The sequence below is a fragment of the Actinopolyspora biskrensis genome (assembly GCF_013408175.1).
GTDB classification, from domain to species: Bacteria; Actinomycetota; Actinomycetes; order Mycobacteriales; family Pseudonocardiaceae; genus Actinopolyspora; species Actinopolyspora biskrensis.
In genome coordinates, this window is sequence record NZ_JACBYW010000001.1 from 1,019,844 (window position 1) to 1,033,904 (window position 14,061).

General features: G+C 67.4%; 13 protein-coding genes and 1 pseudogene. 10 read left to right on the top strand and 4 right to left on the bottom strand.

Features of this window, described 5'->3' with window-relative positions; translation table 11 throughout:
• The first annotated feature begins 72 nt into the window (after positions 1–72).
• From FHR84_RS04395 to FHR84_RS04415, 5 genes are all read left to right on the top strand, one after another.
• Positions 73–2,076, top strand: coding sequence for a glycoside hydrolase family 31 protein (locus FHR84_RS04395; protein WP_179534101.1), 2,004 nt, complete (start codon positions 73–75; stop codon positions 2,074–2,076).
• 65 nt (positions 2,077–2,141) lie between these two features.
• Positions 2,142–2,834 (top strand): GH12 family glycosyl hydrolase domain-containing protein, encoded by a 693-nt coding sequence (locus tag FHR84_RS04400; RefSeq protein WP_179534102.1) that lies wholly within the window; start codon positions 2,142–2,144, stop codon positions 2,832–2,834.
• Between the two features lie 197 nt (positions 2,835–3,031).
• Entirely contained in the window at positions 3,032–3,463 is a 432-nt protein-coding gene (locus tag FHR84_RS04405; RefSeq protein WP_179534103.1) for a hypothetical protein, read from the top strand.
• A gap of 213 nt (positions 3,464–3,676) precedes the next feature.
• Positions 3,677–4,471, top strand: coding sequence for a VOC family protein (locus FHR84_RS04410; protein WP_179534104.1), 795 nt, complete (start codon positions 3,677–3,679; stop codon positions 4,469–4,471).
• Between the two features lie 415 nt (positions 4,472–4,886).
• The gene (locus tag FHR84_RS04415; RefSeq protein WP_343075165.1) at positions 4,887–5,417 is read left to right on the top strand and encodes a phosphorylase family protein; all 531 of its coding nucleotides are present in this window, start codon (positions 4,887–4,889) and stop codon (positions 5,415–5,417) included.
• A gap of 182 nt (positions 5,418–5,599) precedes the next feature.
• On the opposite strand, the pseudogene FHR84_RS04420 reads toward FHR84_RS04415, so the two are convergent.
• Positions 5,600–6,144 (bottom strand): annotated as a pseudogene (locus tag FHR84_RS04420) (transposase); the annotation flags it as partial.
• Positions 6,145–6,310: 166 nt separating this feature from the next.
• Complete coding sequence (locus FHR84_RS04425; protein ID WP_179534106.1) at positions 6,311–6,721, bottom strand: hypothetical protein; 411 nt, start codon at positions 6,719–6,721, stop codon at positions 6,311–6,313.
• A gap of 609 nt (positions 6,722–7,330) precedes the next feature.
• Between FHR84_RS04425 and FHR84_RS04430 the strand changes: the two genes are divergently transcribed.
• Entirely contained in the window at positions 7,331–7,717 is a 387-nt protein-coding gene (locus FHR84_RS04430) for a hypothetical protein (RefSeq protein WP_179534107.1), read from the top strand.
• 138 nt (positions 7,718–7,855) lie between these two features.
• Positions 7,856–8,293: a VOC family protein gene (locus FHR84_RS04435; protein WP_179534108.1), complete on the top strand. Its 438-nt coding sequence runs from the start codon at positions 7,856–7,858 to the stop codon at positions 8,291–8,293.
• Positions 8,294–8,607: 314 nt separating this feature from the next.
• On the opposite strand, the gene FHR84_RS04440 is transcribed toward FHR84_RS04435, so the two are convergent.
• Positions 8,608–10,587, bottom strand: a complete 1,980-nt coding sequence (locus tag FHR84_RS04440; RefSeq protein ID WP_179534109.1) for an anthranilate synthase family protein — start codon at positions 10,585–10,587, stop codon at positions 8,608–8,610.
• Between the two features lie 410 nt (positions 10,588–10,997).
• Here FHR84_RS04440 and FHR84_RS04445 point away from each other — a divergent pair, with 410 nt between their 5' ends.
• Together FHR84_RS04445 and FHR84_RS04450 are read left to right on the top strand one after the other, a co-directional pair.
• The gene (locus FHR84_RS04445) at positions 10,998–11,981 is read left to right on the top strand and encodes an LLM class flavin-dependent oxidoreductase (RefSeq protein WP_179534110.1); all 984 of its coding nucleotides are present in this window, start codon (positions 10,998–11,000) and stop codon (positions 11,979–11,981) included.
• Positions 11,982–12,087: 106 nt separating this feature from the next.
• Positions 12,088–12,891, top strand: coding sequence for an SAM-dependent methyltransferase (locus tag FHR84_RS04450; RefSeq protein ID WP_179534111.1), 804 nt, complete (start codon positions 12,088–12,090; stop codon positions 12,889–12,891).
• A gap of 31 nt (positions 12,892–12,922) precedes the next feature.
• Here FHR84_RS04450 and FHR84_RS04455 read toward each other — a convergent pair whose 3' ends face one another.
• Positions 12,923–13,183 carry a hypothetical protein gene (locus FHR84_RS04455; RefSeq protein WP_179534112.1) on the bottom strand — a complete coding sequence of 87 codons (261 nt, stop codon included), beginning with the start codon at positions 13,181–13,183 and terminating at the stop codon, positions 12,923–12,925.
• 297 nt (positions 13,184–13,480) lie between these two features.
• On the opposite strand from FHR84_RS04455, the gene FHR84_RS04460 reads away from it, so the two are divergent.
• The gene (locus tag FHR84_RS04460; RefSeq protein ID WP_179534113.1) at positions 13,481–13,966 is read left to right on the top strand and encodes a hypothetical protein; all 486 of its coding nucleotides are present in this window, start codon (positions 13,481–13,483) and stop codon (positions 13,964–13,966) included.
• Positions 13,967–14,061 lie beyond the last annotated feature (95 nt).

Below are 14,061 nucleotides of genomic sequence, written 5' to 3' on the forward strand. Positions count from 1 at the left end.
CCACCGGGGCGCGCTGCAAGGCCGTCGGAATGCCGGTCGGCACTGTCCTTCTGAGACGACGAGGAGCTGTTGATGCTGGAAAGCCGCGAGGGCGGGCGGGTGCTCGAGGTGCGGGTGCGCCACGAGGTGATCCGGATCGAGCCGTGGGGCCGGGACAGCCTGCGGGTTCGGGTGGGGCGGCACGGCGTCACCGACGACGTTCCGGGAGCGCTGGTCGAGCCCCGGGGTCGGGCCGATGTGGACGTGCGGATCGACGAGGAGCGCGGACGGATCGTCAACGGGGCGCTGGCCGCGGTGGTCGAGCTCGTGTCCACCGACACCGGTCTGGTTCCGGTGCTGGCGTTCCGGCGCGGCGACACCGGTGCGGAGCTGCTCAGCGAGCAGCGCGCCCACTTCTGGTGGCCGGGGCCGCGGTCGTTCTACGGGCACGGCGGCGGGTACGGCAGGTTGGAGCAGCGGTTCCACGCCTACGACGGCGAGAAGCTGTTCGGGCTCGGTCAGCACACGCACGGCAGGCTGGACCAGAAGGGCCTGGTGCTGGACCTGGTGCAGCGCAACGGCGAGGTGTCGATCCCGTTCCTGGTGTCCAGCAGGGGCTACGGTCTGCTGTGGAACACGCCCGGTGTGGGGCGGGTGGAGCTGGCCGAGAACGGCACCCGGTGGGTGTCCGACTACGCGCGGGGGATCGACTACTGGGTGACCGCGGGAGACGGCCCGGCGGGGATCTTGGAGCGCTACGCCGAGGCCACCGGCCATCCCCCGATGCTGCCGGAGTGGGCCAGTGGGTTCTGGCAGTCGAAGTTGCGCTACCGCGACCAGGAGGAGCTGCTGTCGGTGGCCCGCGAGCACAAGCGGCGGGGGCTGCCGATGTCGGTGATCGTGACCGACTTCTTCCACTGGACGCACCTGGGGGACTGGCGGTTCGACCCGGCCGAGTGGCCGGACCCCGACGGGATGGTGCGCGAGCTGGAGGAGCTGGGCATCAGGCTGATGGTCTCGATCTGGCCGTCGGTGAGCCCGCTGAGCGAGAACTTCCCGGAGATGCGGGACAACGGGCTACTGGTGGACACCGAGCGCGGGGTGCCGGTGCACGCGCCCTGGCACGACAAGGGGTTCGACGCGGCGATGCCGGTCGCCTTCTACGATCCGACCAACCCGCGCGCCCGGGACTTCGTGTGGGAGCGGGTCAAGCGCAACTACTACGACAAGGGGATCCGGGCGTTCTGGTTGGACGCCTGCGAGCCGGAGCTGCAACCCGGCCATCCGCACAACCTGAGCTTCCACGCCGGTCCGGGCTCCGAGGTCGCCAACGTCTACCCGCGGGAGGGAGCGCGGGCCTTCCACGAGGGCAGCCGTGCCGCGGGCGACGACGGGGTCGTGCTGCTGTGCCGCTCGGCGTGGGCGGGCAGCCAGCGCTACGGGGCCGCCCTGTGGTCGGGTGACATCCCGGCCACCTGGGCTTCGCTGCGGGCGCAGGTGCGGGCCGGGCTCAACGTGGCGCTGTCGGGGGTCCCGTGGTGGACCACCGACATCGGCGGTTTCCACGGCGGGGATCCGGACTCGCCCGAGTACCGGGAGCTGGTGGTGCGCTGGTTCCAGTACGGGGCGTTCTGCCCGCTGTTCCGGTTGCACGGTGTGCGGGAGCCGCGGATGCCGTTCGGTCCGGACATGACCGGTGGGCCCAACGAGGTGTGGTCCTACGGTGACGAGGCGCTGGAGATGATCAGTGAGACGTTGTGGCTGCGCGAGCGGTTGCGGCCCTACCTGAGCGAGCAGATGCGCGTGGCCCACGAGAGCGGGGTGCCGCCGATGCGCCCGCTGTTCGTGGACTTTCCCGGCGACGAGCGGGCCTGGCGGGTCGACGACGGTTTTCTGCTCGGGCCGGACCTGCTGGTCGCCCCGGTGCTGGACGCCGGGCACCGGGCCCGTGAGGTCTACCTCCCCGCCGGCGCCGTGTGGACGGACGCCTGGACCGGGTCCCGGTACGCCGGCGGTGCGGTGGTGAGTGTGGACGCTCCCCTGGGGCGGATTCCCGTGTTCCTGCGTGACGACGCCGAGGTTCCGGTCCGCGGGTGAACACGGTGGGGCGCGGTGCGTCGTGGTGCCGCGCCGGTGCGGAGAATCAGGAGGAGGTAGCAGCGATGCGATTACCCCGATTGGTCACCGTGGTCGTGGCCGTGCTGGCGACGGTCGGTCTCGGTGCGGGCACGGCTCACGCGGCGGTGTGGGAGTCCTCGGAGAGGTTCGCGACCTGGTCCGATGGTGACTACGTCGTGCGCAACAACATTTGGGGCAGTGGTGTCGGGCCCCAGACGATCCGGGCGAACTCCCACGCTGATTGGGCAGTGACGGCCGACCACCCGAACACCGGCGGGGTCAAGTCCTACCCGCACGTGGGCAGGGCCGTGAACGAGTCGGTCGGCGCGATCGGCGGGCTGAGCAGTGAGTTCGCTGTCACCGTGCCGGACGCCGGGGCTTATGCCACCGCCTACGACATCTGGGTCGACGATCACGACTACGAGATCATGCTGTGGATGAACCAGCACGGTGCCGTGGGGCCCATCGGTTCCCGGGTGGACACCGTCGACGTCGGTGGTCACCGGTGGGACGTGCACAAGGGGACGAACGGCTCCAACGAGGTGTTCTCCTTCGTGCGCACCGGTGGCACGAACGCGGGGACGGTGGACATCGAGGAGGTGTTGGACTGGGTCGTCCAGCGTGGCTGGTTCTCTTCCGATGCGTCGGTGGGTGAGGTCCAGTTCGGATTCGAGATCACCTCGTCCGGTGGTGGTCTGGACTTCGCCACCAGCCGCTACTCGTTGAGCGCGAGCTGACGACGCGGCGTCGAGGTTCGGGCGAGCCGTCCCGCGGAGGTTTCCCACCGCGGGACGGCTCGGTCGCGTTCGCCGGGGCGGGGGTTGTCGGGAATTCCCGCCCGGAAGGGGGAGTTGTGGCGGGTTCGTGCGCGCGGTGATCGCGTTACCGTGATACGACGGTTACGCACAGTCGCGCCGCGGGAGGAGCGGACGGTATGGACACGTGGTCGCCGACCGGGTGGGCAGCGATCTACGAGACCGAGGTGGAGGGGGAGCGCCAGCGCCGTTTCACACCGATACAGCGGTGGGGGACCGATGGTGCGCCGATGGTGGTCGACGACTCCGAGCACCACTGTCTGATCGACGCTCGGACGGCGGAGGGCTTCGCGGGGCTGGATGTCTGTGCCCAGGTCACCGGGGTGAGCCCGGCGGCGCCGGGGTGGTCGGTGTCGATCAAGTATCCCGGTGGGGACACGGAGACGCGGCCCGTGGCGGCCTGGGTGGTGGAGTCGGACGGGTCGGCGCAGCCGCTGGTGCCCGAGCACACCGGAGAGGGGCCGGTGACCGGTCTGATCACCGCTGGTGCGGACATCGTGGACGAGTACCGGCTGCAGTGCTCGATCAACGTCGTGCCGCCGGAGAGCTGACCCGGCTGTTTTCCAGTTTTGCCTATAATCGGGAGTTTTCCACAGCCCGGCCTGCTCGGGAGCTCGATCACCGGCCCGTGAGTCCCGGGACTGGGCAGCGTCGCGTGGGCTCTCGAGCGGCGGTGTGTCGTGCGCGGGGTGGGCTGGTGGCGCGCGAGTGTCGGTGGTCGGTGTCAGAGTGACGGCGTAGCCACTCTCACGAGGGGGAACGTCATGATCACTACGGATTTCGCGTTCGGTGCGCCGTGCTGGATCGATCTGGGGGTGCCGGACCCGGCGGCCGCGCGGGATTTCTACCGCTCGGTGTTCGGCTGGCGGTTCGAGTCCATGGATCCGGAGGGGAACCGTTACGGGGTGTTCCGCTCGGACGGCAAGGCCGTCGCTGGACTGGGGCCGCTCGACGAGGAGGGAGCCCGCCCGGCCTGGATGATCTATTTCAACGCGGCCGATGCCGACGAGGCGGCAGACAGGGTTCGCCGGGCAGGCGGAGGGGTTCGTGTGGAGCCGTTCGATGCCGAGGGCCAGGCGCGGCTGGCCCAGTTCACCGACCCGCTGGGGGCGGAGTTCGCGGTGTGGCAGCCTCGCGACAGCAGGGGGTTGGAAGCGGTCGACGAGCCGGGCTCGTTGATGTGGGTCGAGCTGTTCACCACCGACTCGGCCGCCGCTGTGGAGTTCTACGGCTCGCTGTTCGGGTGGAGCACCCGGGACGTGCCCATGCCCGGTGGGGAGGGCACGTACTCGATCATCCGCCCATCCGGCGAGGAGGAGAACCGTGCGCACGGCGGTATCGTGCAGATGGGGGTCGAGTTCTTCGAGCAGCACGCCGGTAAGCCGTATTTCCACCCGGTTTTCGCGACCGCCGACTGCGACGCCGCGGCGGCGCGCGTGGGGGACAGCGGTGGGGCCGTGAACATGGGACCGGAGGACGCGGAGGGTGTGGGGCGGTTGGCCGTGTGCGCCGATCCGTTCGGCGCCGACTTCGTGGTGCTCGCTCCCGACCCGAGCTGACGACCGGGGCCCGCTCGGGGTAGCTCGCGGCTCCTCTCGCGGGGTTCTCGAGGCGGAGAAGCGAGCTGTTCTTGGCGGTGAGGCCTGCCGAGGCGCTGTCCGTTAGGCCCCGCCGCAGCCGCGCTCGAGTATGTGGCATACGCGTCCCTTCGAAGTTCCCTGCTTCAGTGCCTACATGTATCGCGGGGCTGAAGCGTCTGCGACCAGGCTGTACAGCCGGACGAAGGAGACGGGCAGACCTCGCTTGTCGTGGTTGCTCGAATGTCTTGTCGTGCAGGCTGTACTCCCTTTTCCTGTCAGTCCGACGGTCGTGTTCCCAAGGCCCTTTTCGGTGTCATCGCCCCGGGAGGTCGTGTAGAACTCCCGGATTTCGTACGAAGCGACGTGGATCCGACAGCACTGCAACGACGCGTTGGTGATCGAGATGGAAGCAGCAGGTGTGGTACAGGCTGGCCATCTGAACGATTTCCCGGTGGCTGTCGTTCGTGGCATCAGCGATAGGGCCGACGGAACCAAGACCACCGATGCGGACGGTGTCTGGCAGCCGCAAGCAGCGGTAAACGCGGTGGCATTCGCCGTCGGGTTCGCTGGAGAAGTGGTCAAGGAACGGGAGTGCGTCACGATGAACGAGGGCAACAACCCGAAGAACAGCGCCGTCATCCACAATTACGTCTCCGGCACGGTCGGCATCCAGGGGCAACACGTCACCGGGAACACCGTTTCGATGGGTGCGGAGCCCCAGGTGTCGACCACGGCTGGTCCGGCCACCGAGTTGGCCGCGTTTCGCGACCACCTGAGGCAGCAACATTCCACGGGAGAGCTCGACCAAGTCACCTACGAGGCGGTGGAGGCGGAGCTCGACATCGTGAGCAGGGCTCCGAAGGAAGACACGCAGGCGGACAAGAGCACGTTCGTGCTGGCACTCAAGCGGGTGCGCGCGGACTAAGGAGTCGTTTCATAATGCTGAGGTGGGGAGTTTGCGAGTGAGGATCATGCATGCAGTGAGCCAGATGTAGGAATGCCTGGGCATGTCGTCGCGGATTTCCCACCGGATTCGGAGTTTGCGGGGGCCGTGGAGCCAGGTGAGGGCGGCTTCGGCGGCCCAGTGCAGGGCGCCGAAGCCGGGGCGGCGCATAGGGTCGGTGGGCGGTGGCGGGGTCGGCCGTGCTTAGCCGCGTACCGGGCGCAGCGCTTGCACCGACGGCATCAATTGGGTCACATCGTGGCAAGGACCGCCGGTCCATGACGCTCGGAGCGCAGCACGACACGCGTCGGTGAGCGCGTGGGGTTTCGAGTCCGGTCGACCAGGGTCGACCGGACTCGGACCGGCTTTTGGAACCGTTCGACCTCGCTTGGCCGGCACAGGGGAGGCATCGACCGTGGCACGGGAGAAATCCAACTGGTCGGCCGCGCGCAGCTTGTCCAGCGATACCCGCTGCACGTCTTCCCATGCCCCAGCCTTGCTGCCATTCCTCCAGCCGGCGCCAGCAGGTCGGGCCGGACTCGAAGCCCAACTCCTGAGGCAGAAACTCCCACCGGATACCGGTGTAGAGCACGAACAAGATGCCCTGCTGGGTCCTGCGGTCGTCGATGCGGCACCGCCCCGGATGCCGAAACCGTTGTTCATGGCGCGGCGGCAGCGGTTCGATCACCGACCGCAGCTCGTCACTGATCTCTCACGGTCTCGGCCGAACCATCCCGCGTTCCTCACACAGCGAACGTGATCGACTCCAATCGCACCCTGAAGCGCACCAAGATCATTCTTCAAGGGTCCTTAAGGAGATCGTTACCAACATGGTGCCACGGCACTAGCAATGCGAAAGGCAAATCCCGATATCATTACTGGGTTTCGAGGTGACTGTCATCGACCCAGTATCCATACAAATTCCAGAAGTACTTGTACTGGCCGAATCGAAGAACGTTCTGACTCCAGGCTTCGCCATATGAGCTGTCATAGTACTCGTAGCGCCCCTCGATATAGCCTTGCCCTTTGTCGAATTCGCTCTGGGGTATACATTTTCCACTTGGCAAGTATCCGAATTGGGTGTGCTCTTCATTGTCTGCGTACGATTGCAGTCTTTTTCCGAGAATTAAGTTGTCCTGAGTTATCTTGTAGAGCGTAGCTCCGCCGGCCTTGACTTTTGCCGCGCATTCAGGAGAGGCTGCAGCTGACGGTGCCGATGCCACTGCGAACGGCGCCGCCGCAAAGATCATTGTGGACGCAAACGCCACGATCTTACGCGCACTCATTCCTCCTCCTTTGGGTTTGACACCATCGAACCGTCCTCTACGGGCCGTCTCGCCTTTATGCTACTTTGAAGACTCTCTGCCGTCACTGCACCGAACGAATGAAAGTCAGCTATCAAGCGTCCCTTGTGGTAAACATCTTTGCTGTGAAGGAGTGACACTCAGGCCGTGTTCACGTGATGGTTCTTTAATCTTTGCCGTGAATGAGGGCAAGTGGGTCTGTGTGGTACCGCGAGGACTGCGGCAGCTCGTCCGATCGCTGTTGCCGACACCAAAAGTACGGTCGTGTCAATTTGCCACCGCCGCTAATAGATGATCTGGCGGAGTCGGCGGCGAAGGTAGCGACGCTGATCGCGGCGGCGAACGGAGTGTCATGAGCGAATCCGCGAATACCACGAGCAACGCCGCCGAGCACGGATCCACTGTCGGTATTCAAGCCGAACAGGTACACAACTCTTCGGTCTACCAAGTACTTCCTGAGGACTCACCGTCCAAGAAGTACGAGGTCGGCGTGCGTTTCCTGGAAAACGGCGTGCCCACTCGCGCCCGCGAACTGATCGACGAGGCCATCGCCCGCGGGCAAGACGGGGCGAGGTCCGATTCCACTGGGTATTGGCTCTGCTCAGCAAGCGTTCGTACCGCGACCTGGGGGTCGAGCAGTGTGAGCAACTGGGACGTATCTCGAACACCCTGCACGAGTACGCCGATAACGAGTGGAAGCGTGCCCTGGAGGCGATTTGCGAGCTGCTGGACCGCCTCAACGATTCCGAGAGTGATGCCGGGTTGGCGCTCAAGAAACTGGAGGGCTTGCCATCACGGCAGCGTGACAGGATCGTTCGTCATCTCGATCTCGTCCTGACCGCGGGGATGAAGGAACATTTGTGGGACGAGACTCGTCAAGCGGCTGAAGGCGGTCGAATCCGTGGGAACCGCATCCACAGTGTGTGGGCCTGTTTCCAACACGATCCCATCGAACCGCGAGTTCGACATCCGCCGTAGGCCCCGCACGCGCGGGGTAGATCCCCCGAAACAGAACAGTTGGCAGGCTCGCAGCAGCTCGTGGACGCTCGACGGCTCGCTCGATCGAGTCCCGTTCGTCACCGGCGCTGCTCAGTCCGGCTGGGTAGCCTGCCACGCATGGCCATCGAACTTGAGAATGTCGGCATCGCCGTTCGCGACCTCGAAGCAACGATCGCCTTTTTCACCGACCTCGGGCTCACGGTCGTCGGCCGCGACGCGGTCAGTGGTGAGTGGGCCGACACCGCCGTCGGTCTTGACGGCAACCACGCCGACATCGCGCTGCTTCGGACACCGGACGGGCACGGTCACCTCGAGCTCTTCGAGTACATCCACCCCGAGGCGATCGAGTCGGAGCCCACTCGGCCCAACGAGATCGGCATGCACCGCGTCGCCTTCTCGGTCGACGACATCGACGAGGCCCTGGAGACAGCCGCGCGGCACGGTTGTTATCCGCTTCGTGGCGTGGCGACCTACGAGGACGTCTACAAGCTCACGTACGTTCGTGGTCCCAGCGGCATCATCGTGATGCTTGCCGAGGCGCTGAAGAAGAACTGACGATTGATTCGCCCGAACAGGTTGTCCCGAGACTTCATCGAGGCCGTGAGCCTGTCCATCGGACCAGCACCTGTCGTGTCGTCGTCCTCGAACGCCGCGATCGTCCTGTCCCGAGCACGGTCAGACACGTTTCGGGGGCGTCGTAGTTCCGGGGTTTGAGGTGTCGGTGCTTCGTCCGAAGGAAACCGATTCCAAAAGCTCGATGTCGCTGGTAAAGTCCCAGCGCAAAAAGGTAGGCCCCGCGCATGTGGGGGACCCGTAGAACTTCGGGCTGCCGGTGGCCGGTGTGGCGCGCACGTCGGCCACCGGGTGTTTCAGCTGTCGATGAGCCCTGGCGAGAGCCGCTGGACGAGCTCGCGCACGGTCGTCCGCCCGTCGAGGGTGAGCACGGACTCCGGGTGGAACTGCACACCTGCGATGTGCGGCGCGCGGAACGCGTGCACCTCGCCGGTTTCCAGCTCGCGGCTGAGCTCGATCCCGCTGGTGTGCAGCCGCGCGGTCGTGTCCTCGTCGGCGTGGGCGGTGAAGGAGTTGTAGAACCCGACGGTCGTGCACTGTCCGAAGAGGTCGATGTCGCGCTGCAGACCTTGGTGCGGCCGTGGTTTGCGGAGCAGGGGCAGCCCGAGCTCGCGGCCGATCAGCTGGTGGCCCAGGCACACGCCCAGCAACGGGTGCTCTTTCGTCCGCGCCCTGTGAACCAGGTGGTGGGCCAGTTCGCGCAGTCGGACCATGCGGGCGTTGTCGTGGTCACCGGGGTTGCCGGGGCCGGGCCCGAGCACGGTGAGTTCCGCCCGCGTGTCCAGCAGCTCGCCCGGTGGTGTGTCGTAGCGGCGCACGACCGGGTCCAGCCCGAGTGAGCGGAACACCTGCGCGAGCATCGCGGTGAAGCTGTCCCCGGTGTCGATGATCAACGCCTGCCCGGTCGGTGCGGGGAGCTCTTCCCGCGGGCGCAACCAGAACGGGGCCAGCGAGTCGCGTCGCGCCGCCAGCCGTGCGGCGACCAGTGGATCGCGGGCGAAGCCTCCTTCGGGGCGGGTGGGGGCCGCGGAGGTGGCCGCTCGTTGGCGCACGCCCAGCGCGGTGAGCACGCCTGCTGCCTTGGTCCAGGTCTCGGCGACCTCCGAGGACGGTTCCGAGTCCCGCACCAGGGTCGCCCCCACGGGCACGCGGACTCGCCCGTCGGGGGCGATGTCGGCGGCGCGGATGAGGATGGGGGAGTCGAGTCGCTGGCCCCCGCCGGAGTCGCGGGAGAACAGCGCCAGCGCCCCGGCGTAGTAGCCGCGGCCGGACGGCTCGTGGCGGCGTATCACGCGGCAGGCGTTCTCCACCGGGCTTCCGGTGACGGTGGCGGCGAACGAGGTCTCGCGGAGGACGTCGCGCGCGTCCATCCCGGTGCGGCCGCGGATCTCGAACTCCGTGTGGGCCAGGTGCGCCATTTCCCGCAGGTAGGGCCCGTGCACGCGGCCGCCGCGGTCGCCGACCGCCGACATCATCTTCAGTTCCTCGTCGAGCACCATCGACAGTTCCGCGTTCTCCTTGGGGTCGGCGAGGAACCGCAGCAGGCCTTCGCGGTCGGGGCCGGTGTCGGGGTAGCGGTAGGTTCCGCTGATCGGGTTCATCACCGCCTCACCCTCGTCCAGCCGCACGTGCACCTCGGGGCTCGCGCCCACGAGCGTTCGCCCGCCCTGCTCGTCGGTCTCGGGGCTCGCGTGGACGAGGAACGTCCAGTAGGAGCCGTGCTCGGCCCGCAGCAACCGGCGGAACAGCGTCAGGGCCGAGTCGGGGTGGTAGTTCCGGATCCGGGCGGTGAAGTCGCGCCGGATCACGAAGTTCGCCCCCTCACCGGTGGCGATCTCGTCGTGCACGATCCGCTTGACGGTCGTCGCGTAGGTCTCGTCGTCGACGTCGAAACCGTCCTCGTGCAGCGCGACCTCGTCCTCGGGCAGGGCGTCGAGCACCTCGCGGGTGTCGAGCCGGTGGCTCTCCTCGACCCGGAGGACCCGCAGCGGAGTGCCGTCGTCGTGGCAGTCGAAGCCGCGTTCGCGGATCTGGCGGAACGGCACGAGCGCGAGGGCGTCGTGCCCGGTGCCTTGTTCGGGAGCGCCCTGCGGCAGCGGGATCTCGGAGAGGTGCTCGACCGTGGTGACCGGCCCGATGAGCACCTCGACGGGGCCGGGTGCGTCGTGCTCGGGGTCCCAGCGGCGCAGCAGCGCGAAGGCCGGGCAGTCGTCGGAGCGCAGGCGGTCGATCAGTTCGGCGGCGGAGCCGGTCGTTTCGGTTTCCCCGGTGCTCATGGGAGTTCCTCCGTCGGTTGGAGGACCGCCCCGGGAGGAACCGGGAGAGAAAGCCCGGGCCACCTCGACGAGGCGGCCAGTGGGAGTGCGTCAGACGCGCAGGCAGCAGGCCGCCGTCAGCGGCCACCACGCGGTACTCGCGACCCCGTTGTTCGGGGTCGTGCGAACGAGCTGCGTCTGCATGGCCGCGGACCCTAACACGCCGTTCGGGGCCGCTCGTGCTTCGGCGGTCTCCCGGGGCACGGAGGTCCAGACGTACCGGCCGTCCTCGGCGGCTCAACCACCTCACCGCGGAGGAGTGATCCGGGTAATACCGGGAATAGCCGCGTCGGCTCGGGGTGTTCGTCCGATTGACCGAAGCAGCGGCGCGAGTGCCTGCTGCTATGTCTGCGCGGAAGGGTGCGACCTCCATGGGTGTCCCACTGTCCATTCTCGATCTCGCCAACATCGGCCGGGGCGAAACGGCGGACGACAGTCTGCGGGCGAGCATCGACCTGGCGCAGCGAGCCGAGCGGTGGGGTTATCGGCGCATCTGGTACGCCGAGCACCACAACATGCCGCGCATCGCCTCCTCGGCGACGAGCGTGATCATCGGGCACATCGCCGCGCACACCAGCTCGATCCGCGTGGGCGCCGGCGGCATCATGCTGCCGAACCACGCCCCGCTGACCGTCGCCGAGCAGTTCGGCACCCTGGAAACCCTGCACCCGGGCCGCATCGACCTCGGCCTCGGCAGGGCTCCGGGCAGTGACCAGCAGACCGCGCAGGCGCTGCGCCGCGATCCGAAGGCGGCGGAGAGCTTCCCGCAGGACGTGCAGGAGCTGCAGGGCTACCTGGGGGAGAAGTCCCTGGTGCAGGGCGTGGAGGCGGTGCCGGGCAAGGGGACCGGCGTGCCGCTGTACATCCTCGGTTCCTCGCTGTTCGGGGCCAAGCTCGCGGCCGCGCTCGGACTGCCGTACTCGTTCGCCTCGCACTTCGCCCCGAACGCGCTGGAAGACGCCGTGGCGGTCTACCGGAACCAGTTCACTCCCTCCGAGCAGCTGTCCGAGCCCCACGTCATCGCCGGGGTCAACATCATCGCCGCCGACACGACCGAGAAGGCCCAGGAGCAGTTCCAGGCCGCCAAGCGCAGCAGGCTCCGGCTGCTCACCCGCAGGAACCTCACGCGGCAGGAGGCCGACGAGGCCCTGGAGTCGCCCGCGGGCCAGCAGGCCCGGCAGATGCTGACCTACTCCGCCGTCGGGACCCCCGACGAGGCGAAGGAGTACCTGGACGGTTTCGCCAAGCACGCCCGGGCCGACGAGCTGATGGTCACCTCGCTGGCTCCCGAGCGGGAGGCCTGGCTGCGCTCCTTCGAGAAGGTCGCCGAGGTGAGCGGGATGACCTCGTCCTGACAGGCTCACTTCGCTCGACTCCGCGACCCGGTCGTGCTCTTCGCTGTGGAGGCGTGCGTGTGTACGCTCCCGGACGGTGATTGGTCGCGGTAGTGGGGAGTGGGGCATGAACATCGGGGAGCCCGCGCGGTCCGAGGAGATCGACATCGAGACGCCGAACGCGGCGCGGATGTACGACTACTACCTCGGCGGGTCGCACAACTTCGCCGCGGACCGGCAGGCCGCCGAACGGGCGGTGGAGATCACCCCGGTGATGATCCCGGGGGCGCGGGGCAACCGGGCGTTCCTGCAGCGGGCGGTGCGGTTCTGCCTGCAGCAGGGGATTCGCCAGTTCCTGGACCTGGGCTCGGGGATTCCCACGGTGGGCCACGTGCACGAGATCGCCCACGCGCAGGACCCGTCTGCCCGAGTGGCCTACGTCGACAACGAGCACGTCGCGGTGGCCCACACTCGTCAGATCCTCGAGGGCGTCGACACGGCGACGATCACCCGGGCCGATCTGCGCCGGCCCGAGGAGGTGCTGGCCGCGCCCGGTGTGGCCGGGCTGCTCGACTTCGAGGAGCCGGTGGCCGTGCTGGCCGCGGCGGTGCTGCACTTCATCGGCGACGAGGAGGGGCCCGCCGAGATCGTGGAGGCCTACCGCCGGGCGGTCGCCCCGGGAAGTTTCTTGGTGGTCTCGCACATCACCGACCACTACGACGAACCGGACCGGGTCGAGGGGATCTCGAAGCTCTACCGGGACACCACCCACGTCGCCAACCACCGCTCGGTGGAGGAGTTCGCCGCGCTGCTCGGCGATCTCGAGCTGGTCGAGCCGGGGCTGGTGCACGCCACCGAGTGGCGGCCGGACACGGACACCGTGCCGGAAGGGGCCCGCAACGCCTTCTGGGCCGCGGTCGGCCGGTGCTGAGTCGTTCTCCTGCCCGGCGCGGAGCCCGTTGTCAGTCGCTCGGCGGGTTCTCGGCCTGTTCCGCTCGCTCGGCTTCCTGCCGCAAGGCCCTGTGGTAAGCCGCTCGCCAGGAGTAGGTCGTGCTTGCGAAGACGACAGTGTTGCACAGCCAAACCACCAGCCGACCGGACGACCCGATGGTTCCGGCTGCGTAGGGCATGGCGAGATACGTCGTCATGATGAGCGCGGACAGTCCGAAGAAGACTGCGCAGATCACGGCGAACCACCACGCCGTCCTGCTCGAACACTTCACGGGCGGAGGCTTGGGAGGAACGTAGTAGCGCACATGACCAAGTTATCCGGAAGGGACCGTCCGCGAATTCGTTTCGGGATGATCTGGTCGGTCGAGTAGCCGATCGTCGAGACGGACTGCTTCGTTCCGGCGCTCACCGTGGTTGGCGAGTCCCGCTCGCGGAGTCCAGCAGTCCCGCACCGAGTCCATTGGTGGCCCCACCCGAGGACCGCTTCCAGGGCAAGGTCAAGGATGCTGGCTCGGGAAGGTCTGATCGGGGCGCGGATTTTGGTGTTTTCCTGCCGTCTCGTACGTGAGATGGCAGAGTTCGATGTCATGGACATTCCCGCCAACGTGCGGCGAGCGGTGATCATCTGGGCGGTCGCGGTGGCGGCCGGCGTCTTCGAATCGGTCCTCGCCGTCATCCAGGCTGTGCACGCGGGAGCACTCGGCTCGGGTGTGTGGGTGGGGATAGCCGTGCGCCTCGTCGTCTACACGCTAGCTACGGCCCTGATCACGAACTTCCGGAAAGGACGGCGATGGGCACGTGCTGCTCTGACCGTCCTGCTCTCCATCATCGGTCTCGCTTCGCTCATCGTTCCGGCGGCCATTGCCATGGTCAACGGGCAAACTTTCGTGCGGGCGTTCAGCGATGGCGGCACGTGGGGCTGGATTTTCCTCGCCGTACGGCTGACCCACATCGCGTGCGTGGTCAGCGCAACGGCGCTGATGTTCACGCGGAGTGCGAACCGCTACTTCGCCGCGGTCAGGCGCTCACATCCCAGCGCGAGTGCGTCACGGTAAAGGAACTCCGCTGAGGCGAGGTTCTCCGGTTGTCACGGCCACGGGGTGAAGCCACGAGCTGGCGTTCTTCTGACCAGGGCTGTTTCAGTCACCTA

What these genes read in the sequence shown, in the direction of transcription:
- FHR84_RS04395 (WP_179534101.1), top strand. Translation starts at nt 73, where the DNA reads ATGCTGGAAAGCCGCGAGGGCGGGCGGGTGCTCGAGGTGCGGGTGCGC.
- FHR84_RS04400 (WP_179534102.1), top strand. Translation starts at nt 2,142, where the DNA reads ATGCGATTACCCCGATTGGTCACCGTGGTCGTGGCCGTGCTGGCGACG.
- FHR84_RS04405 (WP_179534103.1), top strand. Translation starts at nt 3,032, where the DNA reads ATGGACACGTGGTCGCCGACCGGGTGGGCAGCGATCTACGAGACCGAG.
- FHR84_RS04410 (WP_179534104.1), top strand. Translation starts at nt 3,677, where the DNA reads ATGATCACTACGGATTTCGCGTTCGGTGCGCCGTGCTGGATCGATCTG.
- FHR84_RS04425 (WP_179534106.1), bottom strand. Translation starts at nt 6,721, where the DNA reads ATGAGTGCGCGTAAGATCGTGGCGTTTGCGTCCACAATGATCTTTGCG.
- FHR84_RS04435 (WP_179534108.1), top strand. Translation starts at nt 7,856, where the DNA reads ATGGCCATCGAACTTGAGAATGTCGGCATCGCCGTTCGCGACCTCGAA.
- FHR84_RS04440 (WP_179534109.1), bottom strand. Translation starts at nt 10,587, where the DNA reads ATGAGCACCGGGGAAACCGAAACGACCGGCTCCGCCGCCGAACTGATC.
- FHR84_RS04445 (WP_179534110.1), top strand. Translation starts at nt 10,998, where the DNA reads ATGGGTGTCCCACTGTCCATTCTCGATCTCGCCAACATCGGCCGGGGC.
- FHR84_RS04450 (WP_179534111.1), top strand. Translation starts at nt 12,088, where the DNA reads ATGAACATCGGGGAGCCCGCGCGGTCCGAGGAGATCGACATCGAGACG.
- FHR84_RS04460 (WP_179534113.1), top strand. Translation starts at nt 13,481, where the DNA reads ATGGCAGAGTTCGATGTCATGGACATTCCCGCCAACGTGCGGCGAGCG.